This window comes from Spiribacter aquaticus (genome assembly GCF_007625215.1).
Lineage (GTDB): Bacteria > Pseudomonadota > Gammaproteobacteria > Nitrococcales > Nitrococcaceae > Spiribacter > Spiribacter roseus.
In genome coordinates, this window is the sequence record NZ_VMKP01000003.1 from 319,329 (window position 1) to 344,865 (window position 25,537).

Here is a 25,537-nt window from a genome sequence, read left to right on the forward strand (position 1 = left end):
GCTTGGAGGGCTCAGCCTATCGATCCGTTCCTAGAGGGGCCAGACCCGGGGGATGATCAGCAATGCCAGCAGCATGGCGATCAGATTCAGGGGCAGGCCGAAGCGGACATAGTCGCCGAACCGGTAGCCGCCCGGTCCGAACACCATGAGGTTGGTCTGATAGCCGATGGGCGTGGCAAAGGCCGCGGACGCCGCGATCATGATGGTCACGGCGAACGGCGTCGATGAGACCCCGAGGGATTCCGCCGCCGCCATGGCAATGGGAAAGATCAGCACGGCGGCGGCGTTGTTGGTGATCATCTCGGTGGTGACCAGCGTCAGTAGATAGATCGCCGCGAGGGTCAGCAGCGGGCGATCGGCGGTCAGGGCGATGACCTGGCTGCCGATGACCGCGGCGGCCCCACTGTTGTCCATGGCCTGACCGACGCCCAATGCCGCACCGATGACCAGCAGGACGTTCCAGTTGACGTTGCGGATGGCCTCGCCCAGCTCGATGCAGCGCGTGATCACCAGGGCCATTGCCGCGAGCAGGGCGGCATTGAGCATGCTCATCCACGGGCTTGCCGCTAGGGCCACCATGCCGATCAGGATCGGGATGGCCAGCCCGGCCTTATCATGCTGGGGGGGTGCCGAGTCCTCGACGCCGCTGACCAGATAGAAGTCGCGGGCGTCGCGCTGGCGACGCACAAAGCTCGGGTGGGTTTCGAGCAACAGGGTATCGCCCGGGCGCAGCACGATGTCGCCGATCTTACCGGGCAGCTGGCGACCGCCTCGGGCCACCGCGATGACCGCCGCCTGATAGCGCTCGCGGAAACGGCCATCGCGAATGCTGCGGCCCACCAGCGGGCAGGCTTCAGAGACCACGGCCTCCACCAGGCACCGTTCCCGGCGCGGCTCGTCCAGGTCTTCCACCGCCCGGGTGGCCGGTCGCAGTCCGCGCATCTTGTGCAGGTCGACCACGGACTCCAGCACCCCGACAAACACCAGTCGGTCGCCGGCGCGGAGTTTTTCGGTGGGCCCCACCGCCGGAATGACCTCGCCCTGACGCTCGATTTCGGCCAGGAACAGGCCGGGCAGATGGCGCAGCCCCGCCTCCTCGATGCGTTTGCCGACCAGCGGGCCGTCCTGGACCACTTCCACCTCGACGGTGTACTGGCGGGGGTCGAGTCGGTCGGCGCTCAGGTCACGGCGGTCCGGCAGCAGCCAGGGCGAGGCCGCCAGCAGATAGATCAGCCCCACCGCGGTGATGGGCACACCCACCCAGGCCAGCTCGAACAGGCCCAGCCCCGGCAGGCCGCGACCGTCGCGGGCGAGCTCGTTGATGATCAGGTTGGTGCTGGTGCCAATGAGCGTGCATGTCCCGCCCAGAATGGCGGCATAGCTCAGGGGCAGATAGAGCCGCGAGGCCGGCAGCTGAAGGCGCCGCGCCAGGTCATCGACCACCGGCAGGAAGACGGCGACGATGGGGGTGTTGTTGAGAAAGGCGCTGAGCCCCGCCACCGGCGTCAACAGCCCCAGCTGCGCGGAGCGGAGGCCGCGCGAGCGGGTGATCAGCGGGTCGGCGATCATGGCGATGGCGCCGGTCCGGGTCAGCCCGGACGCGACCACGAACAGCAGCCCGACGGTGATCAGGCCGCTGCTGCCGAACCCCTGGGCGGCGCTGGCGGCGTCGAGCAGCTGCCCGCTGCCACTGACCGCCGTCGCCGTGACCAGTACGGCCAGTGCGGCGAACAGCACCCCGACCGGCGAGGCAATGCCGCTCGCCAGCCCTGCCAGTACCGACAGGACCACAAGAATCGTCAGCCAGCCTTCCCAACCCATCGGCATTACTCCGTTGCCGTTCAAGCCCCCGGTCTGATCTCGGTCGGCGTCGCGGTTCGCCATGCCCCGGGAGCGGGGTCGGCGCTCGATCCAGTGCCAAGGAGATGGGCGACGATCTCCAGCCCCGTCACGGCGGCCGGCCCCGGGCGACTGAAGAATCGGTTGCCGTCGAGCAGATGGACCCGGGCGTCCAGGACGGCGGGCAGTTCGCTCCAGCCGGGGCGCCCGCGCAGGCGCCGCAACCCTTCCTCCGCCCCCGCCAGCGACTGGCCGCAGGGTAGCACCAGAATATGTGAGGGGGCGAAAGCGCGCACCGCGTCCCAGTCGATGACCACCGAGTGATCGCCCGGCGCGTTGAGCGGCCGCCCCCCGGCGCTGACGATCATATCGGGTACCCAGTGCCCCCCGATGAACAGCGGCTCGGGCCATTCCACCGCCAGTACCCGGGGCCGCTCGCCAGTCGCGGGTGCAATGGCGTGACGCCGCCGGTCGAGTGCCGCGATGAGTGCCTCGCCACGGGCCGGCACACCGGCGGCCTCCGCCACCCGTCGGATGTCCTGCAGCAGGCCGGAGAGGTCGCGCCCATCGAGTGCGAGCACCGTCGCGGCGCCGATGGCCTCGGCGGTCAGGCTGGCGGGCGTCGCTGCGCAGACGTCACACAGCGACTGCGAGAGGATCAGATCCGGACGCAGGGCCCGAAGCGTTTCCGGGTCGGCCTGGAAAAGCGGGGCCCCCCGGGCGAGTCGGTCGCGGACTTCGCGGTCAATCGCCGCCGGGTCGCTTTCGGTGGTTTCCAGCGCGGCCAGACTGACCCGCGGGCGATCCATCAGCGCCGGTGGCTGATCACACTCCGCCGAAATCCCCACCAGCTGATCGCCGAGTCCCAGTGCGGCGACGATTTCGGTGGCACCGGGGAGCAGGGAGACAATGCGCTGGCTCATGGTCAGCCGGCGCTAGCGTCGACGGCGCTGGCCCGAGTGGTGGCTGTCGATCCAGGCCTGCCGATTGCGATGGGACTCCAGGTCACGGCGCAGCCGCTGCTCGAACGCGCGTGCTTCGAGCTCCTGGTCGATCTGGCCGCGCAGCGCGTCAAGCGCCTCCCGGCTCAACGCCTTCAGATCAATGCTTCGGTTCAATGATAGGTCCTGCTGCGAAAGGTTGAGTTGATTACTGATTGAAGCGGTTGGCGAGCTGCTCGAGTTTTTCCTGACGCTGGCGGGCCTCGGCTTCCTCCGCCTGCTGGCGTTTGCGCTCCGCGCTGCGCTGTTTCTGCTCAGCGCGCTGTTCGCGGGCGCGGCTGATGGCCGATTCGGTCACTGCCTCGACCGGCTCGCCCTGTAGATTGATCCGGTCATGGCCGGCGATGATGGCGTTCAGATAGGCGGGTGCCCGCGTATACCGGGCGAGTGCCTGGCGGATGAGCCAATTGGGGATCGGCTCGTCCGCGGGCGGGTCATCGAGGTCGCTGCGCAATGCCTTCTCAATACCGATCTCCAGGGGACGGATCCGGTCCCGCTGGCGGGCAAAGCACGCCGGATAGCGCTGGCTGAGTTCGTTGAGGAATTCGCGGGTGCGCTCGGCGCGCCGCTGCCTCTGGCGATTGGAATTGGACATGGCTAAAGCATACGCGATGCGGATATGGGTCAACAGACCGGCGGTCGGGTTGTATGATGCAACCATGAAACATGTGACTGCAAAGGTGGATTCGATGAGAGCAGAGCCCGTTATCCCCAAGCAAGAGCTCCTGCAGATTCTCGAAGACAATCCATTCGAGCACCTCTCGAGCAGCGTCCACGTCATGGACAATCAGCGGGGCAGCGGCCATGAGCTGGCGGGCGTGTCCCTGTACTCCAACGCCCGCGGCTGGATGGCGCAGGTCAACTGGCGGGCGATCGTCGACGCCGACGAAATCACGCTGCGCGTGGGCGATGGCGACAGCGGGGAGCGCGCCTACGAGCTGCGCGACGCGGATCACTTCCGCCTCGCCGTCGGCGACGATGGGGGTGATCCCGTCAGCGCCGACGAGGTCTCGGCACTGGTGGCCCAGTCGCCACTCGCCAAGAGCTGGGAAGAAGACGTCGTGGGCGTGCTCAAGGAATCCCGCGAGCGTCAGGCCACCGTGCACTGACATGCGGACCCTGCCCGGCGCCCTGCGCGAGCGCTTTCGCACGGCGGCCGCCGGGCTCACCGGTCGCGATGATGCGGTCTATGCCGCCGCCGGGCGGGACCCGACTGAACCGATATTCGGTCTCGGGCCGGCGGATGCCCGCATTGCCTTTTTCGGTCGCGACCCGGGGCGCGATGAGGTGCATGTCGGCGTGCCCTTCATCGGCGCCGGCGGCCGGCAGGTCCGACGGGTGCTGCACGAGCGCCGGTTTCACGCCCCGCTCACCGACACCGCCGGGGCACTGGCCGCCGGTGCGCCCTATTTCTGGGCCAACACCGTCCCCTACAAACCCGTTGGCAACAAGGCCTGGCCCATGGGCGTCAAACGACACTTCCAGCCCCTGGTCGCCGAACTGTTGCTGGATCAATGGCAGGGGCGCGAGGTGATCACCCTCGGGCGCGAAGCCTTTTTCTGGTTCGGTCTTGAACAGTCGCCGGCCGAGCGCCGGCGGCTGGATGATCACTGGCGGCTTGACGGGCGTTTCTCAAAATCCCTCGACATTGCATTCCAGGGCCCGGATGGACGGCGACGGTCGCTGCGATTGCATCCGCTGCCGCATCCCTCGCCGCTCAATGCCACCTGGTTCAAGCGCTTCCCGGGTCTACTGGCGGCGCGCCTGGACGCGCTGGAGGGCCGGGCATGACTGCCCACGACTGGGCCGACCACACCACCCATTCCCTGCGCGACGATATCAGCGAGGCGAGTGTCGCACTGCTGCCGCTGGGGGCCATAGAGCAGCACGGGGGGCACCTGCCCCTGGCCACTGACGCCTGGATCGCGGAGGGGCTCTCAAAAGCGGCCATGCAGCGCTGTGATGAGCGGGTGCACGTGTTGCGGATGCCCACCCAGGCACTGGGACAGGGCGTTGAGCACATGGATTGGGCCGGTACCCTGGCGCTTTCCTCGGCCACTTTCGAGGCCATGCTCTATGATCTGGGGGCGTCGCTGGCCCGCGCCGGGCTGCGCCGCGTGGTGATGTTCTCCGCGCATGGTGGCAACCTGGCGGCGATGGCCACCGCGGCGCTGCGGCTGCGCCGGGATTTTGGTCTGCTGGTGGTGCAGGCCTGTTATTTCGACTTTCCGCCCCCTGCTGATGCGCTGACCGCCCGCGAGGCCCGCGAGGGGCTGCACGGCGGCGCGCTGGAGACGGCGTTGATGTGGCACTTCGCGCCGCAGCAGGTGGTGGCCAGCGCGATTGCCCATCACGCCTCGGTGGAGTTCGAGGCCCTGGCGGCGTTTGCGTGGATCGGTGCCGAGTCGCGCCCGGCACGATTCGCCTGGCTGGCCGGCGACCTCAATCCGGCCGGCGTCTGCGGGGATGCCCGGTTGGCGGATGCGGCGCTGGGTGCCCGCCTGGCCCGGCACTATGCCGACGCACTGGCCGCCATTCTGACCGAGGCGGCGGATTTCCCCCTGGCGTGCCTGTCGCCGCCAGCACCGGGGTATTAGCGGGGCTGTTCGCCCACCGACTGCGAAACCACATCATCCAGCCAGTGGCCCGCGCGCTCCGCCTTGGTGGTCAGGTAGCGCTCGTTGTGGCGGTTGAGTGCGCCGTGAACCGCCTCGCGGCCGGCGATCTGAATGCCGTGCCGCTCGAGGGCCGCAATCTTGCCGGGGTTGTTGGTCATCAGGCGGACGCGGCTGATCCCCAGATCGTCGAGCATGGCCGCGGCCACCTCATAACGGCGTTCATCCGCGCCGAAGCCCAGCAGCCGATCGGCGTCGACGGTGTCGAGGCCCGTGTCCTGGAGGCCGTAGGCCCTCAGTTTATTGGCAAGACCAATGCCGCGCCCCTCCTGGGCGAGGTAGAGCAGGATTCCGCCGCCCTCATCGGCGATCGTGCCCACGGCACTGCGCAGCTGCTCGCCGCAGTCGCAGCGCAGCGATCCGAACAGATCCCCGGTGAGGCAGGCCGAGTGCATACGCAGCGCCGGCGTGTCCGGCCAGTGGTCGGGATCGCCCACCATCAGCGCGACATGCTCGAGCAGCCCGTCCGCCTCGCGGTAGAGAATGAACCGCGATTGCTCTGAATCGGCCAGCGGGACCTGCGCTTCGCTGATGCGCTCCGGCTGGCGGGCATTCTCGATACCCGCTGCGTGGATATCCGCGACATCAACCGAGAGGATTTCGCCGTTGCGGATGTCATCGACCAATGCGCGGTCGTCGTCATGGGTATCGAGGGCGATCAGCGCCGGCAGCAGTGTGGCCTGACGGGCCAGATCCAGGGCAGCCTGCTCGTCGGCGCGGGCATTACGGGCCACCGGCTCGGCGCTGCGGGTCGTGAGATCGCCGGCCAGTGTGACCGCGGTCGCGACGCCGTCATCGGTATCCAGGGGAACGGCCAGATCCTCGCCGGGGGCGGTTTCCATGCCGATGGCCCGTGCCCGGTGGCGGGTCATCAGCAGCCGCACCTCCCCGGAGGCCAGCGACCGCGCCCGGGCCATCAGACTGTCGCTGAGGTTTTCCAGTGCCAGCACCAGCATCGCGCCGGCGGGATGGGTCACGTGGACGGGCTCACCCCGTCTGAGGTCGATCAGTGCGCGCCGGATGCGCTGCATGCCTGCTCCTTGGAATCAACTTCTCGCAATAGACCGTTCATGCCTGCAACAATTCCGTCAACATGACACAGCATAACCGATCCCGCGGGGCGGCGGCCCCACCGCCGATGGGCTGGGAAGCGCTCGTCGCCCAATGCCGGCGCTGTTCCCTGCCCGCTGCGGCGCAACCGGTGGAATGGCCGGCGGATATCGGCGGAATCGCTGCCGAGGCCGTCGCCCCGGCACTGCAGGCGCGCTATGCCCCGTTGCTCGCCCCGGTCCGGCAACGGCCGCGGGTGGTCGCGCAGCTTGGCCAGAGCCTCGACGGGCGTATCGCCACGGCAACCGGGCATTCCCATTACGTGACGGGCGCCGCTGACCGGGTCCACCTGCATCGCCTGCGGGCGCTCTGCGATGCGGTGCTGGTCGGCGCCGGGACCGTCGTCGCCGACAATCCACGCCTGACCGTCCGTGAAGTGGCGGGACCCAACCCGGTTCGAGCGGTGGTCATGAGTCGCAGCGGGCTGCCGGCTGACGCGGCGCTCCTGCGGGATGGCGCGGCCCCCACCTGGGCGCTGACCGGCCCGTCGGTGGCGGCTCCCGCGGTGGATCGCCGTTTTGCGCTGCCCGATCTGGCGCCGGCCACAGCGCTGCAGTGCCTGGCCGCGGCGGGTGTGCAGCGACTGCTGGTGGAAGGTGGGGCCAGGACCGTTTCCGCATGGCTGGCGGCGGGCCTGGTGGATACGCTCTATCTGGTGGTCGCGCCGGTGATCATTGGATCAGGGCCAACCGGCCTGAATCTGCCGCGCATCGATCACATGGACGAGGCCCTGCGCCCCGCGGTGACGCCCTTCGACCTGGGGGATGATCGGCTCTACCGGCTCGATTTCAACGCCGTATCAGCATGATCAGGCCGGGCGTGCTGGCCGCCAGTGACAGCGCGCCGTAGAGTACCGCGGCGGTGATGCCCTCCGCCGCGGGCAACCCGGCGAGCGGCCAGAGCAGGGCGGCCGCCCCCTCGCGCAGTCCCCATCCCGCGATGCTTGCAGGGATCAGCATGGTGAACAGGACCAGTGGTATCAGTGGCAGCCAGGCGGACGCCGGTGTCGCCGGATCCAGTGCCAGAACGCAGCAGGCGTAGACCGCGATATAGCTGGCCGCGACGGCCAGGGAAGCGGCCAGCTGGATGGGCAGCACCCGGGGGGTCAGCAGCGCCGAGTGCAGTGCGCGACGCCAGTCGCCGAGCCAGGCGCGCCGGTGGCGCGGAATCAGGCCGATGGCGATGACCACCGCGGCGGCCGTCAGCGCCGCCAATGCCAGGCCGCCCGACGAAATGGGCAGGCTCAGCGCGCCGCCGGGCGGCCAGTAGACCCATACGCCCACCGCGATGGCCACCATGGCGAGCTGACCCGATAGCCGCTCGATGACCACCGCCTGAAAGGCCGGTCCACGCCGCGGCATGCCCTGACTGTGGCGCCAGGCGCGCTGAGCGTCGCCCACCACACCGCCGGGCAGCACCTGATTGACCAGCGTCGCCAGGTAGTACTCGCCCACGGCGCGGCCCGCCGGCAGCGCGATCTGCAGCCGGGCCGCGGTAAACCGCCAGCGCCATGCCGACAGCAGCACCTGGGCAACGGTGATGGACAGCGCCACGATCATCCAGCCCGGCTCGATGGCCTGCAGCCGCTCGAGCACGCCGGCCCCGAACTGCCGGGCGATCAGGCCCAGAATGGCCAGGCTGACCAGCAGCCGGATCAGTCGCGGCACGGAATGACCAGCAGGTCCTGATGCCCGACCGTGATGAAACTGTGCTCGAGCGCGCGCAGGCGCTCGTCCCGCCAGCGATCGATGACCGCGGCGGCGTCGGGTTGCTGGGCTCGGGCGGCGGCATGCCAGCCCTCGATGAGTGGCCGCTGCAGCGCAGCCTGTTCCGGCGTGAGATGCCAGTCGCTGGCCCGGCAGTCAACGCTTGCCCCGCGCTCGCGGAACAACTGCGCTGCAACGGCGGGGGCATCCGGGCCCAGCGCCGGTCCCATGTCCTTGGCTCCGCGCTGGTGGGCAAGGACCGCGGCCTCGACCTGCTGGTCAGCCTCCAGCGTGGGGGAAAACGCCAGGCGGCCGTCCACGTTGAGTGCGAACAGGGCCGGCAGACCGCGCCGGCAGCAGGTGTCCACCACCCGCCGCAGCCAGGCGTCCGGCACCAGATCGAGCAGGGCCGAGGCGGTGAGCAGATCGGGCGTTGTGTCGAGGCAGTCAGGGAATGTGCCGAGATCGGCCGGGTGGGCCCGGGCCTGAACCCGTGCCACGTGGCGATCGTCGCCGGCTGGATGCGCCAGAGCCACCGCCTGGTCGAGCAGCCCGCGATCATGATCGATGAGCGTCCACGCCTGCGCCTGGGGCAGGCGTGGACCCAGGTAGCGCAGGTTGCTGCCGGCACCGGCGCCCAGATCGGTGATACGGATCGTCCGATCCCGCGGCAGGACGTCGATCAGGGGCGTGAGTAGCGTGTCGTCACGGGCCGCATGGTCGGCCGGCTCACGCAGGGTCAGCCAGCGGGCGGCAAACTGCTCGGGCATGGCGATGCCTCCTCGATGAGAGCCATGAAAAGCGCGACGCTCCGATCCCAGTCATTGAGCTCGCGGCGGGCGCGACGGGCCCCCCGCGCCAGGGCCTGACGTCGGGAGGGGTCATCCAGTAGCGCGGCGATGGCGTCGCGCAGCGCTGTCGGGTCGTCCGGCGGGACAGCGATGCCGGCCTCCGGCGGAAGGGTGGTTGCCAGCGCACCACCGGTGGTGGTGATCACCGGCAGCCCATAAGCGACGGCCTCGCTGATCACCATGCCGTAGCCCTCGTAGAGCGACGGCAGGACGAACAGCTCGGCCTGGCGATAGGCCTCGTCCAGACGCTGCTCGTCGGCGGCGCCGGTGAGGGTGATGCGGTCCTGCAGGCGCTCGGCGTCGCGCTGTCTGGCGATGGCGGCGGCATAGTCGGGATCCAGATCCAAGGCGCCGATGAGCTGGCACTGCCAGGGTCGGTCGACCAGCCCGGCTAGCGCCTCGATCAGGTGATGCTGGGCCTTGCGCGGCGTGATCGAGGCGACGCAGAGCAGCAACGGCGGCTGCCCCGGCCGTCCCGTGGCGAGCGGTCGCGGCGCGCATCCGGGTGGGATGACGCTGACTTCGCCCGCGTACAACCCCAGCGTCCGCAGCCGTTGGGCGGTGAAGGCGCTGGTGGCGATGACGCGGGTCGCCGTGCCCAGCGCACGGGCTTCGTCATGGATCAGTTGCTCCACGCGGGCGGGGTCATGGCCGGTTTCATCGGCCAGGGGGTGATGCACCAGCGCATGAATGTGAAGGCGCCCGGCGTGCGGGGCCACCGTCGACGCCAGTCGTCCCAGCACCAGACCGTCGATCACCACCACCCGACCATCCGGGATCCGCGCAAGCGTGGCATCCACGGCCTCGCGGGCGGTGGGGTCGGCATCCGGAAAGCAGCCGGGCAGGGCGTCGACGTCGACGGTAACGCCCGCACCGCGCAGGCCGTCGATGATCCGACGGTCATAACGGCTTCCCCCGGTGGGTCGGTCCAGTGACCCCGGCACCAGGAAATGGCAGACGGTCACAGCTGGAGCGAGCGCTCGTAGGCGGCCGAGGCGATGTGCGACTCGTGCAGGGTGATCCGCAGTCGATCCAGGGTGCGGGCGGTTTCGCCCAGCTCACCGGCGTGAATGGCGGTCGCCAGCGCATCGGCGATATGCCGGGCGAGAAACTCCGTGGTGGTGTTGACGCCCTCGAACTCCGGCAGGCCGTCGAGGTTCACGAGGTTGTAGCGCGACAGGATGTCGTGCAGCACCGTGCTGGCGCGGGCAATGTCCACCACCACATTGTCATCGTCGAGGCCGTCGCGAAAGAACGTGGCATCGGTGACGTAAGTGGCGCCGTGCAGGGCCTGGGCGGGCCCGAATGTCTCGCCCTGAAAGCTGTGGGCGATCATGAAGTGATCGCGGACGTTGACGCTGTACATTCTGTCTCCTTAATACTTGATGCGGTGACACAGACCCGGCCGGGTGACGATCGAGTCCATCGTCGCGGGCAGATCATCAAAGGCGGTCTCGCCGTCGATCAGACAATCCCAGTGGGCGCGATGAGCCAGCAGTTCCAGGGCCTTGCGCATGCGTCGGCCATGGTCCCAGCGCGGGCGCATGACCGGGGCGAGCTGTCCGACCTGGCTGGCGCGCAGGGTCAGGCGGCGCGAGTGAAAGGCCTCGCCCAGTGGCACCTGGGGCGGATGGTCACCAAACCAGCTCGCCTCGACCAGCATGGCCTCGTCCGCGACGATCCTCAGGGCCAGGGCCAGGCCGGACTCGCTGGCGCTCGCGTGGATGACCCGGTCGTTGTCGGGGCGCGCGGCATCGGGTGTGGCAAAGGCGACACCCAGCGGCGCCGCAAGCGCGTGGCGATCCGGATTGATGTCCACCAGCTCCACCTCGGTGCCGGGGATTTCGGCGCAGAGCGCGGCGGCGAGCGCACCCACCACGCCCGCGCCGATCACGCTGATGCGCTCGCCGGCTCGGGGTTCGGCGTCCCAGCAGATGTTCAGGGCGGTCTCGACGTTGGCGGCCAGTACCGCGCGCTCCGGCGGCAGGCCCGCCGGCAGTGGATAGGCGGCGGCAAGCGGCACGGTGTAGCGGCGCTGGTGGGGGTAGAGACAGAACACCGTCTGTCCGATCAGTGCCTCGGCGCCGGACTCGACCACGCCGACACTGGCATAGCCATACTTGACCGGCGCTGGAAACTCACCGGCCTGGAAAGGTGCGCGCATGCGGGTCTGCTGGCTGACGGGGATCCGCGCCTGCCAGACCAGCGACTCGGTGCCATGACTGATGCCCGAGTAAAGGGCGCGGATGCCCACCGAATCGTCGTCGGCTACCGTGACCGATTCATCACGGATCCCGCCGCTGCGCGGCGCCACGATCCAGAAGGCCTGACTGCTGTGCTGACGGGTCACGCCGATGCGGTCCTCATACTGCTAGACTTGGGGAATTGACTCGAAAAACGGAGCGTAGCATTGGTTCCCCCCGGGACGGACGATTCACCCCTGCAGATCCTACCCGACCTGCTGGTGGCGGCCATTGTGCTGACCGCCGCCGCCGGCGGGTTGCAGCAGACACTGGATCTGCCCGCCGGGGTGCTGCCGCTAGCGCTGGCCGCCTATGCCGCGCTGGCCCTGCTGGTGTGGCGGCTTGTGGGCAACCGGGTACTGACCCCCGCTGATCGGGTGACCATGGGGCGCGGCCTGCTCGTGATGTTGCTGGTCGGGCTCCTGCCCGCTGCCGGGAGCGGGCCGAACGTCGCCATGCTGCCCTTCGCGCTCGGCATGACGGCCTTTGTGCTGGATGGCATCGATGGCTGGGTGGCGCGGCGTCTGGGTTGTCAGACTCCTGCAGGGGCGCGCTTTGATATGGAGCTGGATGCCGTGCTGCTGCTGGTGCTGACACTGTGGCTGCTCCGGCTTGATCTCGCGGGTGCCTGGGTGCTCGCCATCGGTGGCTGGCGCTATGCGTTCATCCTTGCCGGTTACTGGCGTCCCGCGCTGCGCCGGCCCCTGCCGCCCTCACAGCGTCGCCGGGTGATCTGCGGGGTGCAGACCGGTGCCCTCGTGGTGTTGCTGGCACCGGACTTTCCTGCCGCCTGGGTGCCGCCGTCGGCCGCCGTGCTGCTGATCCTGCTCAGTTATTCCTTTATCGTGGACGGGGTCATGTTATGGCGGACAGCCGATCATTGAGGAGGTCTCTCATGGTTCACAATGCAATGCGCGCGGTGGCCCTGTTGCTCGCGCTGGGCCTGATGACGGCACCGGTCCAGGCCGAGCCGGAGCGTTTCCGGCTGGATGAAAGCCATGTCAGTGTCGGTTTCCTGATCGGGCACGCCCGCTTTGCCGATGTCCTCGGCCAGTTCACTGATGTCAGCGGCGGGTTCCGTTATGACGCGGAGACCCGAACGCTCGAATCGGGGCGGGTCGAAGTGGCGGCTGACAGCGTCTTTACCGGCCACGATGAACGCGATGGTCATGTGCGCGACGGGGACTTCCTGGCCGCGGACGCCCATCCGACGATCGTCTTTGAGGCCAACGGCTATGAACCCACCGGTGAGGGCGAGGGCATCCTGCGCGGCGAGCTGACGATGCTCGGCGTCACGCGCCCCATTGAGCTCGATCTGACCCTCAATCGCCGCGGTGAGCATCCCATTGGCGGTGCCGACACCCTGGGCGGATCGGCGCGTGGCGCGATCCGGCGCAGCGAGTTCGGCATGGACTACGCGCTCGAGAATGAGCTGGTGGGTGACCGGGTCGAACTGATCATCGAGTTCGAGGCCATCCGCGAGGATGACTGAGTCACGCCCGTCGCCGCCGGGCGGGCGCATCGGCCTGGCCCTGGGCGGCGGCGCGGCGCGCGGCTGGGCACACATCGGCGTCATCCGCGCCCTGCGTCAGCAGGGCATCGAGCCGTCAATCATCGCCGGGACGTCAGTGGGTGCCATCGTCGCCGCGATGTTCTGCAACGGCCGGCTGGACGCGTTCGAGACCTGGGTGCGATCGCTCAAGCGCCGCGATGTCCTGAGCTACATCGACGTCAATCTGGGGCATGGCGGTTTCATCCAGGGGCATCGATTGATGGCGCAGCTCGACCGCACCCTGGGGGCAGTGGATTTTGCTGACCTGCAGCGCCCGCTGGGGGTGGTGGCCACGGACCTGTACAGCGGCCAGGAGCGCTGGCTGCGCCGGGGGGATCTGGCCAGCGCGGTGCGCGCGTCAATGGCGCTGCCGGGGCTCTTTACCCCGGTCTACCGGGATTCCGAGTGGCTGGCGGATGGCGGGCTGGTCAATCCGGTGCCCATTTCACTGTGCCACGCGATGGGGGCCGATCGGGTGATCGCCGTCAACCTCAGCGACGGCCTGATGGGCCGGCGCATTCCGGCGCAGCCCGCCGATGCCAGCGCCCCACCGGGGGTGTTCGATGTGATCGCCACGGCGGTGAACGTCATGCAGGATCGCATCACCCGCAGCCGCATGGCTGGAGATCCGCCGGATCTGTTGATCGCCCCGCAGCTTGCCCACATTGATCTGCTGGAACTGCATCGTGCCGATGATGCGATCGCCGAGGGCGAGGCGGCGGTTGCGCGTCTGCAGCCCGCCATCGAGACCTTCCTGCGCGACTAGCCGCTCAGTGCAACAATCCGGTTGAGCACCGGCCAGGCCACCAGCATCTGCGCGAAGCGGACTGTGGATGGCTGCGTGGCGCCGTTGACCGGATCACCCGCCGGCGCGTCCAGCCCCACAAAAGCGGAGATCGCATATTCCAGGGTCTCAAGGGCCGTGGGCGCCATGTAGCCGTCGACATGCAGCACATTCACCGATTGGCCGCGGAACTGACTGGGCACGGTGGCCAGCATGAAGGGCATGGCGGTCTGGCGGGTCATGTTGCTCAGATCCACCGGCAGGAACAGCGACTGCTGATCATCGTCACGGGGCGTCACGATCAGTTCCAGGTGATAGCAGGTCTCGGGCATTTCGGCGCTCAGCTGGCCCACGGCCAGTTCGCTGAGCTCGCTGGGGTGGATGCGCAGGATGACATCGGCGACATCCTGCTGGCCGGCGATCCAGCGGTCGTACTGATGGGCCCGTCGCTCGATCTCGGCGGCCACATCGGATTCCGCATAGCCGCGTTCCCGCGTGTCACGGCGCTGCTTCCAGTCGCGCTTCACGGTGGCGGCCGTGTCCACATACACCGAGAAGTCGAGCAGCGGACGGAAAGCCGGATAAAGGGTGTGCAGGCCCTCGATGACCACCACCGGCGTCGGCGTATGCAGGCGCGGCGCGCGGAATGTGCCCGAGGCATGGTCGTACACTGGCACCTCGACCGCTTCGCCGGCGCGCAGGCGCTTGATGTGGCTGACCGCGCGGTCGAGGTGGTTGGCCTCGGGATCCAGCGGGGTGCGTCCGGATACGCGGCGCGTCGCCCGATCCTCGGCATGATAGCCGTCAAGACTGATCTGGCTGACCCGCTCGGAGCCCAGCAGCCATTCGATGCCCTGGGTATAGGTGCTCTTGCCGCTGCCGCTGTCGCCGGCGACACCGATGATGATCGGCCGCTCCCGCGCCGCCAGTCGGGCAGGCAACTGATTGGCGCCGGGGCGCGGCGCCTTGTCGGGGGAAAAGCTGGCTGTCATCGCTCGACCTGCGCCGCCATCCGGCCACACGGGCCGCGTAGCGGTATTGTCCGCCGCCGCGGCGGCGTGTCAAACCAGACGGCCCGCGGAGTTGCTCACAGATCAGTGGCCGGTTAGCGTTGGGGCATCATCCAAGGAGTCCCGGAATGGCAATCAAGACAACCGATCTCTGCGACGACCATGCCGACGCGCTGCGCGTGCTGGCCCCGATCTTCGGTGACTACGGCGGCCGCCACGGCTTTGCCGGCGTGATTCAGACGGTGAAGACCTTTGAGGACAATAGCCGGGTGCGGGAGGTGCTCGACACCCCGGGCGAGGGTCGGGTGCTGGTGGTCGACGGCTCGGGATCGCTGCGCTGCGCACTGATGGGCGATCAGCTCGCGGCCAAGGCGCGGGACAATGGCTGGGCCGGGCTGCTGGTGTATGGCTGCGTGCGGGACGCGGCCGATCTGGCCGATCTGGACATCGGCATCAAGGCACTCAACACCCACCCCTGCCGCAGTCAGCCCGACGGCGCGGGCGAGGTGGGCGTCGTGGTGACTCTGGCCGGCGCCACCATGACCCCCGGTGAGTGGCTCTGTGCCGATCGCGACGGTATTGTCATCGCAGAACAGGCGCTGGTGTAAACGGCGCGGCGACCACCGGAGGAGAGTCTGATGCCCAATACCATGCGATCGCTGCTGCGCGAGGGAAACGGATCCCTGCAGGCGCTGGGGCCGGAGAGCACGGCCGCCGACGCCGTTGCCCTCATGAACCGGCGCAACATCGGCGCCGTGCTCGTGATGACGCCCGACGAAACCCTGCTGGGGATCTTTACCGAGCGCGATGTGCTGCGGCGGGTTCTGGGTGAGCGGCTTGATCCCGCCACCACGGCCCTCGAGTCGGTGATGACCCGCGAGGTGTTCTGGATCGGGCCTTCGGGCACCACCGATCAGGCCCTTGCCCTGGTGGCCGAGCGCAATGTCCGGCATCTACCGGTCATGGATGAGCAGCACGTGCTGGGAATGGTGTCGGTGCGGGATCTGAGTGCCGCCGTCGTGCGCGAGCGCGACATGGAGGTGGCGGCGCTGACCAGCTACATGCACGGCAGTTACACGGGACACGCGGATGGCTGAATCGGTGCGCCTGGACCGCTGGCTGTGGGCGGCGCGTTTTTTCAAGACCCGGCGGCTGGCGGTGGATGCGATCAAGGGCGGCAAGGTGGACGTCGACGGCGTGCGCGCCAAGCCGGCCCGGGCGGTCCGTGCCGGTAACCGGCTGCTGATCCGCAAGGGCCCGCAGACCTTCGAAGTGGATGTCGAGGGCCTCGCCGAACAGCGCGGTCCCGCCCCCCAGGCGCAGGCCCTTTACACCGAGACCGACGCCAGTGTCCGCGCCCGCGAGCGCCAGCGCGATGAGCTGCGGGCGGCCGCCGCCGCCCAGCCGCGGCCTGATCATCGCCCCGACCGCCGCGACCGGCAGCGCCTGGCGGCTTTCAAGCGGGGCGGGCGGGACTGATCAGCGCCGGGCGCCCATGAACTCGCCGAGCAACCGGCCGGTGTGGGAGGTGGTGTTGCGGCAGACCTGCTCAGGCGTGCCCTGGGCGACGATGCGCCCGCCGCCATCACCGCCTTCCGGGCCCAGATCGATCAGCCAGTCCGCCTCGGCGAGGATGTCGAGGTTGTGTTCGATGACGACCACGCTGTGGCCTGCCTCCACCAGCCGGTGGAGGACACCGATCAGGCGCTCGACGTCGGCGATGTGCAGGCCCACCGTGGGCTCATCGAGGATGTAGAGCGTCTTCGCCGCCCGTGCACCGCCGGATTCGGGGCGTGCCTTTGCCAGCTCGCTGACCAGCTTGATGCGCTGCGCCTCGCCGCCGGACAGGGTCGGGCTGGGCTGACCCAGGGTCAGATAGCCCAGCCCGGTGTCGCGGAGCAGTCCGAGCGTGTGATGGAGGCGGTGATGGGCGGCGAAGAAGTCCACCGCCCGATCGATCTCCATGTTCAGCACCTCGCCGATCGAGCAGCCGCGCCAGGTGACCGCGAGTGTTTCCGGCGTAAAGCGCTGCCCGTGGCAGCTCTCGCAGGGCACGGTCACATCCGGCAGAAAGTTCATCTCCACCCGACGCATGCCCTGACCTTCGCATTCCGGACAGCGGCCGTCGCGGGTGTTGAACGAAAACCGCCCGGGCCCGTAGCCGCGGATACGCGCCTCCTCGGTCTGGGCGAACAGCCGCCGGATCTCGTCGTAGATGCCGACATAGGTCGCGGGGCAGGAGCGCGGCGTCTTGCCAATCGGGGTCTGATCCACCTCGAGGACACGATCCAGGGATTCCCAGCCACGGATGGATCGGCAGCCGCGGGTCGGGCGGTCGGGGTCGCCGCGCCGCCCCAGGCGACCGGCGAGGCTGCCATGCAGGACATCGCGGACCAGTGTGCTCTTGCCCGATCCGGATACTCCGCTGACGCCGATCAGGCGCGCCAGCGGGAGACGGGCGTTGACCCGGCGAAGGTTATGAGCGTGCACACCAGTGAGTTCGATGGCATCGGCGGCATGCGGGTCACGACGCTGACCGCGCAGGGGATGGGTCAGGGGATGCGCCAGCGCGCGCCCGGTCACTGAATCGGGGTTGTCGAGTAATTCCTCGAGGCGTCCCTCGGCGACGATGCGACCGCCTTCCACGCCCGCGCCGGGGCCCAGATCAATGACATGCTCCGCCCGACGGATGGTGTCCTCGTCATGCTCGACCACCACCAGCGTGTTGCCCTTGGCCTCCAGGGCCGAAAGGGTGTCCAGCAGCATGCGGTTGTCCCGGGCATGCAGGCCGATGGTGGGTTCGTCGAGGATGTAGCACACCCCCTGGAGGTTGGAACCGAGCTGGGCGGCCAGCCGGATGCGCTGCGCCTCGCCGCCCGACAGGGTGGGCGCGGCACGGTCGAGGGTCAGATAGCCCAGGCCCACGGCCTCAAGAAAGCCCAGGCGGCTCCTGAGCTCGGCGATGACATCATCGGCGATCAGGGCCTGGCGGGGCTCGAGGGTAACGTCGCGGAAAAACGCCGCCGCCTGCTCCACCGAGAATTCGCCATAATCGGCGATCCCGCGGTCCAGAAACCGCACCGACAGCGCCTCGGGCCGAAGCCGATGGCCATGGCAGGCCGGGCAGGGGCGGGCCGGGTCCTCGTCGGTCTGGCGCCATTGACGCTCCTCCCCGGTCTGGTCTTCATCAAAGCCCTGGATCAGCACGCCCGTGCCAAAGCAGCGCGGGCACCAGCCATGCCGGGTGTTGTAGGAAAACAGCCGCGGGTCGAGCGGGGCGAAACTGCGATTGCAGCCCGGACAGGCGCGCTGGGTGGAATACAGGGTTGACTGGCCGTCGGCGGTGGCGACCCGGACCTGGCCCTTGCCATAGCCGAGGGCATGCTCCAGGGCGCTGTCCAGTGCCTTCTCCCGGGCGGGGTCGGGGGTCAGCGTGACCACCGGCAGGTCGATGTCATGCTCCTGGTAGCGATCCAGCCGCGGCCAGTTGTCGGTCGGTTGATCCGTGCCGTCGACATGCAGATGGGTGAACCCCTTGCCGGCCGCCCATTGGGCGAGATCGGTGTAGTAGCCCTTGCGCGCCACCACCAGGGGGGCGTACAGCGTAATGGTCTCGCCACGGTGGTCTTCCAGCAGCCGCGCGGCGATGGACGCCTGGCTCTGTTCCTGGATGGGTCGGTCGCATTGTGGGCAGTACTGCGTGCCCAGCTTGACGAACAACAGGCGCAGAAAATGATGCAGCTCGGTCATCGTCGCCACGGTGCTCTTTTGCCCGCCGCGACTGGTGCGCTGCTCGATGGCCACGGTGGGCGGGATGCCGAACACCGCATCAACATCCGGCCGTGCCGCCGGCTGCACGAACTGACGGGCATAGGCGTTGAGCGATTCCAGATAACGCCGCTGCCCTTCGTTGAACAGGATGTCGAAGGCGACCGTGCTTTTGCCCGATCCCGACAGGCCGGTGATGACGGTGAGCTTTTCCTGGGGGATGCGCACATCGATGCCGCGCAGGTTGTGCTCGCGGGCATTGCGGATCTCGACCGCTTTCGGCGGCCGGGGCGTGGTAACGGGGCCGGCGGGCTCGGCCACCGCCACCGCGGTATCGCCTGGGGCGGCCTGCTCGGCCAGGTAGCGCTTGAGCGCGATGCCGGTGTGACTTGCCTCGACCTGCATGACCGTCGCGGGCGGGCCGGCCGCCAGCAGCTGTCCGCCACCGGTGCCGCCCTCCGGACCCAGATCCACCAACCAGTCGGCGGCGCTCATGACGTCAAGATTATGCTCGATGAGAATGACGGAGTGACCCACGGTGAGCAGCCGCTCGAGGGCAGTGAGCAGGACCCGGATGTCCTCGAAATGCAGGCCCGTGGTGGGCTCGTCGAACAGAAACAGCTTGTGGCCGCCGCCGCGCCGGCGGGCCTTGGCCAGGTGCCCGGCCAGCTTGAGGCGCTGGGCTTCGCCGCCGGACAGGGTCGGCACCGGCTGACCCAGGGTCATGTACCCCAGGCCCACCGCGGCCAGCGGCTCGAGGCCGCGCAGCACATCCGGCTGATCGGCGAAAAAGCCCCGCGCCTCGTCCACGGTCATGTCCAGGCACTCGGCGATGGAAGCCGGTGCGCGGTCGCATTCCGCCGCCGGGGCCAGACGCACCTCGAGCACGGCATCGCGGTAACGGCGCCCGTCGCAGGTCGGGCAGCGCAGATACACATCGGACAGGAACTGCATCTCGACATGCTCGAAGCCGTTGCCGCCGCAGGCCGGGCAGCGGCCGGCACCGGCATTGAAGCTGAACGTGCCGGCGGTATAACCGCGCTCGCGGGCCAGTGGCTCGCGGGCGAAGGCCTTGCGGATCGGATCGAAGGCGCCGACATAACTGGCCGGGTTGGAGCGTGTGGTGCGGCCGATGGCGGACTGATCCACCAGCACCACCTCATCGATCGGCCGGTCATGCTCGATGGCGTCGTGGTCACCGGGCGGGTCCACCGCCTCGCCCAGCCGTTTGCGCAATCCCCGATAGAGGATCGACTCAAGCAGGGTGGATTTGCCCGAGCCCGAGACGCCGGTCAGGCACACCAGGCGGTTGAGGGGCAGGTTCACGTCGATGCCGGTCAGGTTGTGCTCGCGCGCCCCGCGGATTCTCAGCCACTGCTCCGGGGCCGGCCGCGCCGGCGGCTGGTCGCTGGCCGCCACCTGGCGGCGCCCCTGCAGATAGGCACCGGTCAGGGATCGGGTGTCCGCGGCCAGCGCCTGCGGCGTGCCATTGAACATGATCTGGCCCCCGGCGCGTCCCGGTCCGGGGCCGATATCGATCACCCGGTCGGCGGCGCGCATGATGTCGGGATCATGCTCGACCACCAGCAGCGTGTTGCCGGCATCGCGGAGTTGATGCATCACGCGGGTGATACGCCCGATATCGCGGGGATGCAGACCGATGCTCGGCTCATCGAGCACAAACAGCGTATTGACCAGCGAGGTGCCCAGGGCGGTGGTCAGGTTGATGCGCTGGACCTCTCCGCCGGACAGTGTCCGCGACTGGCGGTCAAGGGTCAGGTACCCCACCCCCACCTGAGCCAGAAAGCCCAGTCGGGTCTGGATGGCCTCGAGCAGCAGAGGCACCGCCTCGTCCATCGGCGGCGGCAGTTGCAGGGCGGCAAAGAAGGCCTCGGCCTGACTGAGCGGCCGGGTCATCAGGTCGTGCATGTTCAGGCCCGGCAGGGCCTCAAACCGGGATGCCCCGAGGGTGAGGCCGCGCGGCCGATGGCGCTCGGCGGGATCCATCGCTGCATTCGCCTCGGCATGATCGCCCAGGCGCCAGAGCAGTGCCTCGGGATTGAGTCGGGCGCCCTCGCAGTCGGGGCAGAGATCGTAGCTGCGATATTTCGACAGCAGCACCCGGACGTGCATCTTGTAGCTCTTCGACTCCAGCCAGTCGAAAAAACCGCGGACGCCATACCAGTCATTGCGGCCGCGACCGTCGCCCTCGAGCACCCACTCACGATCCGCCGCCGGCAGATCACGCCATGGGATATCCGTGGCAACCCCACGGCGGCGGGCATGGCGCATCAGATCCTTCTGGCATTCCGCCGATTTGCCGGACTGCCACGGGCGGATGGCGCCGCCGGCGAGGCTCCTGGACGGGTCGGGAATGACCAGGCCATCGTCAATGCCCATGATGCGACCAAACCCCCGACACGTCTCGCAGGCCCCCACCGGGGAGTTGAACGAGAAAAGGCTGGGGCTGGGATCGCGGTAATGGCGGTCGCAGTCGGCGCAGTGCAGGGCCTGGGAGAAGCGGTGCTCGGCGATCGGCTCGCGCGCATCATCGAGGACCTCCACCACCAGGTGGCCGCGGCCATGCCGGAAGGCGGCCTCGGCGGCCTCCACCAGCCGGTCGCGGCGTCCCGCCTCGACCCGGACTCGATCCTGGGTGACGCGCAGATGGTGGTCGTCGAGTTCGCGGATGCGGGTATAGCCCTGGCGCTCGAGGAGCGTACGCAGTTCTGCGGCGCTGTATTGCTCGGGAATGGGGGTGTCAAAACCGATCACCACCCGTGAGGCGGGACAGCGCTGCTGGAGCTGGTGATAGACCCCCTCGGCGGTATCGCGGGTGACATGGCGGCCGCAGCCGGCGCAGAAAAGCCTTGCGCCCCGCGCGAACAGCAGCTTGAGGTGGTCATTGAGCTCGGTCATCGTGCCCACGGTGGAGCGCGAGGTGCGGACCGGATTGGTCTGGTCGATGGCAATGGCGGGTGGGATCCCCTCGACCCGGTCGGTGGCGGGCCGGTCCATGCGGTCGAGAAACTGCCGCGCGTAGGGCGAGAAGGTCTCCACATAGCGGCGCTGGCCTTCGGCATAAATGGTGTCGAAGGCGAGCGACGACTTGCCCGACCCGGAGACGCCGGTGATGACCGTGAACTCGCCAGTGGGCAGGTCCAGATCCAGGTTGCGAAGGTTGTTCTGGCGGGCACCGCGAATGCGGATGCTGGAATCACTCATCGTTGATCCTCGGGCTTTGGGCAATCAATTGGCGCAGTCGGGCGATCGCCGCCCGGCGTCCTGCCACGCCGCCGGCACGGGCCAGGGCGCCGGCCTGCTGGGGTGTCTCGACCGCGGCGGTGAGCAACGCCCGGTCGTGCGCGGAGCGGACGGCGCCGGCGGCGCTCGATGCCGCCCACCGGCAGAGTGCGCCATGGGTGTCGAGCAGCGGGCGATGCCCCAGGGCGAAGGCGCGCAGGTCGGCGGTGTCGATGCGCCGCCGCGCAGGCTCGTCCGGCGGGTCGCGCCAGAGCCGCTTGCGCAGCTCAGAAGACAGATCGCGGAGGCTGTGGTTCAGTTGGTCGGGCAGGTGCACCGCCAGGCGCAGGCCGGCCTCCCGACACAGCTGCCTGCCCACCGCATTCAGCCCTTGTAGAAGGATAACCGAGAATGTCCCGCTGCGGGCATCCTGGTGATTGCCCACGCGCACCGGCGTCAACCCGCAGGCCATCCAGAAATCCAGCAACCCGGCCGTCATCCCGAAACTGGTGCCGAGCCAGTCCTCGCCGGCCGCCTGTGCATCCTGCCGGGCCGCTGCGATCAGCCGTCGACCGATTCCCTGGCGCCGGCAGTCGCCACGCACGGCAATGCGCTGGATGCGCCGTCCGTGGTGTCGCGCGGCCCCCGCCACGCCGGCATGAAAGGTGAGCGACTGGGCGATCAGATGCCCGGCGGGGCGGCGTCGGCCCCGGTGGATCTCGTGGCATAGGTCGGTATCCAGACCGCCTTCGATGCGGGCCGCCAGAATGCCGACAATCCGGCCCTGATTGCGGGCGGTGTACAGGCGGATGGCTGGATCGTCGAGCAGCTGGCGCAGATCCCGGGGACGTGTCTGGTAGTGGCCGGCCACGAGCAGCCCGAAGGCATCGCGCAGGTCCGATTCGTCGGCGGCCAGATCCGCGGCGCTGATGGCGGTGACCGTGACCGGACCCGCGGGCGCGGGCCCATCGGGCTCGGCACTCAACAGCAGGAGGCGGTCGATGAGCGCCTCGAGGGGGTCATCCGCCGCCCAGCGGACCGGCTGGTGCATGATCAGATGCTCGAGTGGACGCTGGCTGAGCGCCTCGGCCAGTCGCAGGATCAGGCCCCGACCACTGCCTTCGTAGCCGTGCACCGTGCCCGTCAGCACGCAGCGCGGGTTGTCATTGACCTGTCGAACGATCAGCGGCAGCGGCAGGGCGGCCGCCTCGTCGATGAGTAGCAGTGAGTCGTCCGGCGTGACGTCCTCGGGGGCAATGAACCGCGGGGCCGCGTCCCCGGCGCGGCTGATCGCGGTCGCGGCGGCCGCCCGGGACGGAGCGGTGAGACGGGCGGGACGATGGGGCTCCAGCGCCTGCAGCGCCATGCCGAGGGCGGCGGATTTGCCCCGGCCACGGTCAGCGGTCACCAGTAATGTGCCTCCGCCGGGCCGCTCGGCAAGGGTCGTGATGGCCCGGATGATCCGGCGCTGATCGGTGGTCGGCCGATCATCGGGTGACGTCGCGGACAGGGCGGCGGGCCGCGGACAGGGTATGACCCGAGTGGGGCGGTGCACGGCCGGCTCATGGGCGAGGCAGTCGGCCAGGCGGCGGATGAACACCGAGTCCCCGGCGTCGGCCTGGAGTGGCCAGTCCTCCGCCGCGGGCGTCAGCAACACGGCCATGCCGTTACCGTCGATGGTGCCCACAAGGGCGCCCAGGTCATCCGGATCAAGGCCCACATGGGCATCAATCACCCCCGCCGCGAGGGTCCGGCCAAGCAGCGCTCGCCCATGGCCGGGTCGCAGCGGTTGCAGCCGCGGGGCGAGTGGGCCGGGCCATCCCGTCAGCGGGGCCCCGATCCAGCCGATCCGCGACGCCGGCCACTGCGCGAGCAGTGTCAGCGCCTGATGCCGACAGATCCCGGCGTCACCCTCGATCCAGATCAGTGATCGCCGGCCGCCCGGCATTACTGATAGCCCGCCGCCTGCAGCCGGAACAACCGGGCGTAGTGGCCGTCGGCGGCCAGCAGCGAGTCGTGATCGCCGCGCTCGATGATGTGGCCGGCGTCGACCACGAGGATTTCGTCGGCCATCCGCACGGTGGAAAAGCGGTGTGAAATGAGGATCGCCATACGGTCTTCAGTCAGCGTGCGGAAGTGCTCGAAGATCTCCGCCTCGGCGGCGGCATCCATCGCCGCGGTCGGCTCGTCCAGCACCAGCACATCGGCGCCCTCACGCATGAAGGCGCGGGCGACCGCGATCTTCTGCCACTGACCGCCCGAGAGCTCGCGGCCGTCGCGGAACCAGCGACCCAGCTGGGCGTGGTAGCCGCCGGGAATCTCCTCGATGAAGGTCTCCGCCAGTCCCTTTTGGGCAGCGCGCTGCCAGCGTTCCTCGTCCTGGAAATGCGCCACGTCGCCGGCGCCGATGTTCTCGCCAACCGGCAGTTGGTAGCGCATGAAATCCTGGAAAATGATGCCGATCCGCTCGCGCAGGGCGGCGCTGTCCCAGTCACGCAGATCGGTGCCATCGAGCAGGATGCGCCCGGCGGTGGGTGCATACAGTCCGGCCAGCAGCTTGATCATCGTGGTCTTGCCGGAGCCGTTGCTGCCCACCAGCGCAATGCTGCGCCCGGGTGTCAGATGCAGCGACACATCGCTGAGCGCGTCACTGTCACTGCCGGGATAGCGGAAGCTCACCGACTCGAAGCGCAGACCATCACCGGGGATGTCGCCGGCGGTGGCCTCGCCCTGACCCACACTCACCGGCTGTTCGAGATACTCGTACAGGTTGGACAGGTAGAGGTTGTCCTCGTACATCCCGCTGATGGCGGTCAGGCTTGCGCTGACCGCGCTCTGGCCCTGTCGGAAAACGCTCAGGTACATGGTCATCTGACCCAGCGTGATGCGCCCGGCGACGGTGGTCACCACGATCCACGCATAGGTGCCATAGAATGCCAGCGTGGCGATCAGCCCCAGGGCAAAGCCCCACAGATCGCGCCGCAGTGTCAGGCGACGGTCTTCGCGATAGAGCCGTTTGAAGATGTCGCGATAGCGCTGCAGCAGCAACGGACCCAGCTGGAAGAGCTTGACCTCCTTGGCGCTGTCCTCGCGGGCCAGAACGGTCTCCAGATACATCTGCCGGCGGGTGTCGGGGCTGCGCCAGCGGAACAGCCGAAACGCATCGCCCGAGAACTTCGCTTCAGAGAAAAACTGCGGCAGTCCCGCCAGCACCAGAATCAGCACCGCCCAGGGCGAGAAGCCGAGCAGCAGGCCGGCAAAGCTGGCCAGCGAGATGCCGTTCTGGATCAGGCCGAAGGTGCGGTTGACCAGGCTGAGCGGCCGGCTCGAGGCCTCGCGCCGGGCACGGGTCAACTTGTCATAGAATTCCGAGTCTTCGAAATCGGCGAGCTGCAGCGACTGTGCCTTTTCCAGAATCATGACGTTGACCCGCTGCCCGAGCTGGGCGCGCAGCAGCGACTGGGCGATCTGGATGGCGCGCTGGGCCCCGGCGATGCCCATCATGATCACCCCCTCGAGGGCGACCAGCCAGAGCAGTTCGGTGGGAATGCCCTGGCTGGCATCAATGGCCTCGACCACCCCATCGACGATCAGCTGTCCGACCCAGGCGGCGGCGGCCGGCAGCAGACCGGCGACGAGCGTGCCGGTGGCCAGCACCAGGGTCAGCAGGCGACTGGTCTGCCAGACCAGTTCGATGGCGCGGCGGCTGTAGCGAAAGACGCCCAGGTACTGTGAAACTGCCATCCGCCCAGTCT

24 protein-coding genes are annotated in these 25,537 nt (G+C 68.7%); 10 read left to right on the plus strand and 14 right to left on the minus strand.

The annotated features are described in order from the left end of the window. Positions 1-30 precede the first annotated feature (30 nt). The 4 genes from FPL11_RS08075 to FPL11_RS08090 are packed head-to-tail and all read right to left on the minus strand — an operon-like array spanning position 31 to position 3,435. Positions 31-1,821 carry an SLC13 family permease gene (locus FPL11_RS08075; RefSeq protein WP_144348152.1) on the minus strand — a complete coding sequence of 597 codons (1,791 nt, stop codon included), beginning with the start codon at positions 1,819-1,821 and terminating at the stop codon, positions 31-33. Positions 1,822-1,841: 20 nt separating this feature from the next. Continuing rightward, on the minus strand, positions 1,842-2,762 hold the full coding sequence (locus FPL11_RS08080) for an ABC transporter substrate-binding protein (protein WP_144348153.1): 921 nt from the start codon (positions 2,760-2,762) through the stop codon (positions 1,842-1,844). A 12-nt stretch (positions 2,763-2,774) separates the two neighbouring features. Then, a complete protein-coding gene (locus FPL11_RS08085; protein WP_069134227.1) occupies positions 2,775-2,957 on the minus strand; it encodes a hypothetical protein in 183 nt (60 codons plus the stop codon). A 31-nt stretch (positions 2,958-2,988) separates the two neighbouring features. Further along, positions 2,989-3,435 carry a ProQ/FINO family protein gene (locus FPL11_RS08090; protein ID WP_144348154.1) on the minus strand — a complete coding sequence of 149 codons (447 nt, stop codon included), beginning with the start codon at positions 3,433-3,435 and terminating at the stop codon, positions 2,989-2,991. Between the two features lie 94 nt (positions 3,436-3,529). Between FPL11_RS08090 and FPL11_RS08095 the strand changes: the two genes are divergently transcribed. The 3 genes from FPL11_RS08095 to FPL11_RS08105 are packed head-to-tail and all read left to right on the plus strand — an operon-like array spanning position 3,530 to position 5,437. Beyond that, on the plus strand, positions 3,530-3,949 hold the full coding sequence (locus tag FPL11_RS08095; RefSeq protein ID WP_069134273.1) for a hypothetical protein: 420 nt from the start codon (positions 3,530-3,532) through the stop codon (positions 3,947-3,949). A gap of 1 nt (position 3,950) precedes the next feature. Then, positions 3,951-4,631, plus strand: a complete 681-nt coding sequence (locus FPL11_RS08100) for a uracil-DNA glycosylase family protein (protein ID WP_144348155.1) — start codon at positions 3,951-3,953, stop codon at positions 4,629-4,631. After that, entirely contained in the window at positions 4,628-5,437 is an 810-nt protein-coding gene (locus FPL11_RS08105; RefSeq protein WP_144348156.1) for a creatininase family protein, read from the plus strand. Before FPL11_RS08100 ends, FPL11_RS08105 begins: the two co-directional genes overlap by 4 nt. Here FPL11_RS08105 and FPL11_RS08110 read toward each other — a convergent pair. Continuing rightward, a complete protein-coding gene (locus FPL11_RS08110) occupies positions 5,434-6,546 on the minus strand; it encodes a GTP cyclohydrolase II (RefSeq protein WP_144348157.1) in 1,113 nt (370 codons plus the stop codon). The two genes, FPL11_RS08105 and FPL11_RS08110, sit on opposite strands and share 4 nt — an antisense overlap. Before the next feature lie 62 nt (positions 6,547-6,608). Here FPL11_RS08110 and FPL11_RS08115 point away from each other — a divergent pair, with 62 nt between their 5' ends. Beyond that, positions 6,609-7,433, plus strand: a complete 825-nt coding sequence (locus tag FPL11_RS08115) for a RibD family protein (RefSeq protein ID WP_144348158.1) — start codon at positions 6,609-6,611, stop codon at positions 7,431-7,433. Here the strand turns inward: FPL11_RS08115 and FPL11_RS08120 are convergent. From FPL11_RS08120 to FPL11_RS08135, 5 genes are read right to left on the minus strand one after another with little or no spacing between them, the layout of a single operon-like run. After that, positions 7,414-8,292: a lysylphosphatidylglycerol synthase transmembrane domain-containing protein gene (locus tag FPL11_RS08120; protein WP_159308493.1), complete on the minus strand. Its 879-nt coding sequence runs from the start codon at positions 8,290-8,292 to the stop codon at positions 7,414-7,416. The two genes, FPL11_RS08115 and FPL11_RS08120, sit on opposite strands and share 20 nt — an antisense overlap. Then, on the minus strand, positions 8,280-9,101 hold the full coding sequence (locus tag FPL11_RS10100; RefSeq protein ID WP_159308492.1) for a class I SAM-dependent methyltransferase: 822 nt from the start codon (positions 9,099-9,101) through the stop codon (positions 8,280-8,282). Before FPL11_RS10100 ends, FPL11_RS08120 begins: the two co-directional genes overlap by 13 nt. Then, positions 9,071-10,126, minus strand: a complete 1,056-nt coding sequence (locus tag FPL11_RS08125) for a glycosyltransferase family 4 protein (protein ID WP_200833596.1) — start codon at positions 10,124-10,126, stop codon at positions 9,071-9,073. Before FPL11_RS08125 ends, FPL11_RS10100 begins: the two co-directional genes overlap by 31 nt. Before the next feature lie 17 nt (positions 10,127-10,143). Continuing rightward, a complete protein-coding gene (locus tag FPL11_RS08130; RefSeq protein ID WP_144348161.1) occupies positions 10,144-10,548 on the minus strand; it encodes a 6-pyruvoyl trahydropterin synthase family protein in 405 nt (134 codons plus the stop codon). Positions 10,549-10,557: 9 nt separating this feature from the next. Next, positions 10,558-11,532, minus strand: a complete 975-nt coding sequence (locus tag FPL11_RS08135; RefSeq protein ID WP_144348162.1) for a zinc-dependent alcohol dehydrogenase — start codon at positions 11,530-11,532, stop codon at positions 10,558-10,560. Positions 11,533-11,592: 60 nt separating this feature from the next. On the opposite strand from FPL11_RS08135, the gene FPL11_RS08140 reads away from it, so the two are divergent. The 3 genes from FPL11_RS08140 to FPL11_RS08150 are packed head-to-tail and all read left to right on the plus strand — an operon-like array spanning position 11,593 to position 13,743. Beyond that, the gene (locus tag FPL11_RS08140; RefSeq protein WP_144348163.1) at positions 11,593-12,309 is read left to right on the plus strand and encodes a CDP-alcohol phosphatidyltransferase family protein; all 717 of its coding nucleotides are present in this window, start codon (positions 11,593-11,595) and stop codon (positions 12,307-12,309) included. Between the two features lie 11 nt (positions 12,310-12,320). Continuing rightward, positions 12,321-12,917 (plus strand): YceI family protein, encoded by a 597-nt coding sequence (locus tag FPL11_RS08145; RefSeq protein WP_144348164.1) that lies wholly within the window; start codon positions 12,321-12,323, stop codon positions 12,915-12,917. Continuing rightward, the gene (locus FPL11_RS08150; protein WP_144348165.1) at positions 12,910-13,743 is read left to right on the plus strand and encodes a patatin-like phospholipase family protein; all 834 of its coding nucleotides are present in this window, start codon (positions 12,910-12,912) and stop codon (positions 13,741-13,743) included. The genes FPL11_RS08145 and FPL11_RS08150 overlap by 8 nt, the downstream gene beginning before the upstream one ends. Here FPL11_RS08150 and FPL11_RS08155 read toward each other — a convergent pair. Then, positions 13,740-14,753 carry a phosphoribulokinase gene (locus FPL11_RS08155; RefSeq protein WP_144348166.1) on the minus strand — a complete coding sequence of 338 codons (1,014 nt, stop codon included), beginning with the start codon at positions 14,751-14,753 and terminating at the stop codon, positions 13,740-13,742. The genes FPL11_RS08150 and FPL11_RS08155 overlap by 4 nt on opposite strands. A 146-nt stretch (positions 14,754-14,899) precedes the next feature. Between FPL11_RS08155 and rraA the strand changes: the two genes are divergently transcribed. The 3 genes from rraA to FPL11_RS08170 are packed head-to-tail and all read left to right on the plus strand — an operon-like array spanning position 14,900 to position 16,250. Next, positions 14,900-15,379 carry a ribonuclease E activity regulator RraA gene (rraA, locus tag FPL11_RS08160; protein ID WP_069134240.1) on the plus strand — a complete coding sequence of 160 codons (480 nt, stop codon included), beginning with the start codon at positions 14,900-14,902 and terminating at the stop codon, positions 15,377-15,379. Positions 15,380-15,409: 30 nt separating this feature from the next. Beyond that, positions 15,410-15,868 (plus strand): CBS domain-containing protein, encoded by a 459-nt coding sequence (locus FPL11_RS08165; protein ID WP_144348167.1) that lies wholly within the window; start codon positions 15,410-15,412, stop codon positions 15,866-15,868. Next, positions 15,861-16,250: an RNA-binding S4 domain-containing protein gene (locus FPL11_RS08170; protein ID WP_069134241.1), complete on the plus strand. Its 390-nt coding sequence runs from the start codon at positions 15,861-15,863 to the stop codon at positions 16,248-16,250. Before FPL11_RS08165 ends, FPL11_RS08170 begins: the two co-directional genes overlap by 8 nt. Here FPL11_RS08170 and uvrA read toward each other — a convergent pair whose 3' ends face one another. From uvrA to FPL11_RS08185, 3 genes are read right to left on the minus strand one after another with little or no spacing between them, the layout of a single operon-like run. Continuing rightward, positions 16,251-21,764: an excinuclease ABC subunit UvrA gene (uvrA, locus tag FPL11_RS08175; RefSeq protein ID WP_144348168.1), complete on the minus strand. Its 5,514-nt coding sequence runs from the start codon at positions 21,762-21,764 to the stop codon at positions 16,251-16,253. It abuts the gene before it with no gap. Then, the gene (locus FPL11_RS08180; protein ID WP_144348169.1) at positions 21,757-23,730 is read right to left on the minus strand and encodes a GNAT family N-acetyltransferase; all 1,974 of its coding nucleotides are present in this window, start codon (positions 23,728-23,730) and stop codon (positions 21,757-21,759) included. The genes uvrA and FPL11_RS08180 overlap by 8 nt, the downstream gene beginning before the upstream one ends. After that, on the minus strand, positions 23,730-25,526 hold the full coding sequence (locus tag FPL11_RS08185; protein WP_144348170.1) for an ABC transporter ATP-binding protein: 1,797 nt from the start codon (positions 25,524-25,526) through the stop codon (positions 23,730-23,732). Before FPL11_RS08185 ends, FPL11_RS08180 begins: the two co-directional genes overlap by 1 nt. Positions 25,527-25,537 lie beyond the last annotated feature (11 nt).

Bases quoted from the DNA above. Each gene is read 5' to 3' on its own strand.
- FPL11_RS08075 (WP_144348152.1), bottom strand. From the start codon at position 1,821: ATGGGTTGGGAAGGCTGGCTGACGATTCTTGTGGTCCTGTCGGTACTG.
- FPL11_RS08080 (WP_144348153.1), bottom strand. From the start codon at position 2,762: ATGAGCCAGCGCATTGTCTCCCTGCTCCCCGGTGCCACCGAAATCGTC.
- FPL11_RS08090 (WP_144348154.1), bottom strand. From the start codon at position 3,435: ATGTCCAATTCCAATCGCCAGAGGCAGCGGCGCGCCGAGCGCACCCGC.
- FPL11_RS08095 (WP_069134273.1), top strand. From the start codon at position 3,530: ATGAGAGCAGAGCCCGTTATCCCCAAGCAAGAGCTCCTGCAGATTCTC.
- FPL11_RS08100 (WP_144348155.1), top strand. From the start codon at position 3,951: ATGCGGACCCTGCCCGGCGCCCTGCGCGAGCGCTTTCGCACGGCGGCC.
- FPL11_RS08105 (WP_144348156.1), top strand. From the start codon at position 4,628: ATGACTGCCCACGACTGGGCCGACCACACCACCCATTCCCTGCGCGAC.
- FPL11_RS08110 (WP_144348157.1), bottom strand. From the start codon at position 6,546: ATGCAGCGCATCCGGCGCGCACTGATCGACCTCAGACGGGGTGAGCCC.
- FPL11_RS08115 (WP_144348158.1), top strand. From the start codon at position 6,609: ATGACACAGCATAACCGATCCCGCGGGGCGGCGGCCCCACCGCCGATG.
- FPL11_RS10100 (WP_159308492.1), bottom strand. From the start codon at position 9,101: ATGCCCGAGCAGTTTGCCGCCCGCTGGCTGACCCTGCGTGAGCCGGCC.
- FPL11_RS08130 (WP_144348161.1), bottom strand. From the start codon at position 10,548: ATGTACAGCGTCAACGTCCGCGATCACTTCATGATCGCCCACAGCTTT.
- FPL11_RS08145 (WP_144348164.1), top strand. From the start codon at position 12,321: ATGGTTCACAATGCAATGCGCGCGGTGGCCCTGTTGCTCGCGCTGGGC.
- FPL11_RS08150 (WP_144348165.1), top strand. From the start codon at position 12,910: ATGACTGAGTCACGCCCGTCGCCGCCGGGCGGGCGCATCGGCCTGGCC.
- FPL11_RS08155 (WP_144348166.1), bottom strand. From the start codon at position 14,753: ATGACAGCCAGCTTTTCCCCCGACAAGGCGCCGCGCCCCGGCGCCAAT.
- rraA (WP_069134240.1), top strand. From the start codon at position 14,900: ATGGCAATCAAGACAACCGATCTCTGCGACGACCATGCCGACGCGCTG.
- FPL11_RS08165 (WP_144348167.1), top strand. From the start codon at position 15,410: ATGCCCAATACCATGCGATCGCTGCTGCGCGAGGGAAACGGATCCCTG.
- FPL11_RS08170 (WP_069134241.1), top strand. From the start codon at position 15,861: ATGGCTGAATCGGTGCGCCTGGACCGCTGGCTGTGGGCGGCGCGTTTT.
- uvrA (WP_144348168.1), bottom strand. From the start codon at position 21,764: ATGAGTGATTCCAGCATCCGCATTCGCGGTGCCCGCCAGAACAACCTT.
- FPL11_RS08180 (WP_144348169.1), bottom strand. From the start codon at position 23,730: ATGCCGGGCGGCCGGCGATCACTGATCTGGATCGAGGGTGACGCCGGG.
- FPL11_RS08185 (WP_144348170.1), bottom strand. From the start codon at position 25,526: ATGGCAGTTTCACAGTACCTGGGCGTCTTTCGCTACAGCCGCCGCGCC.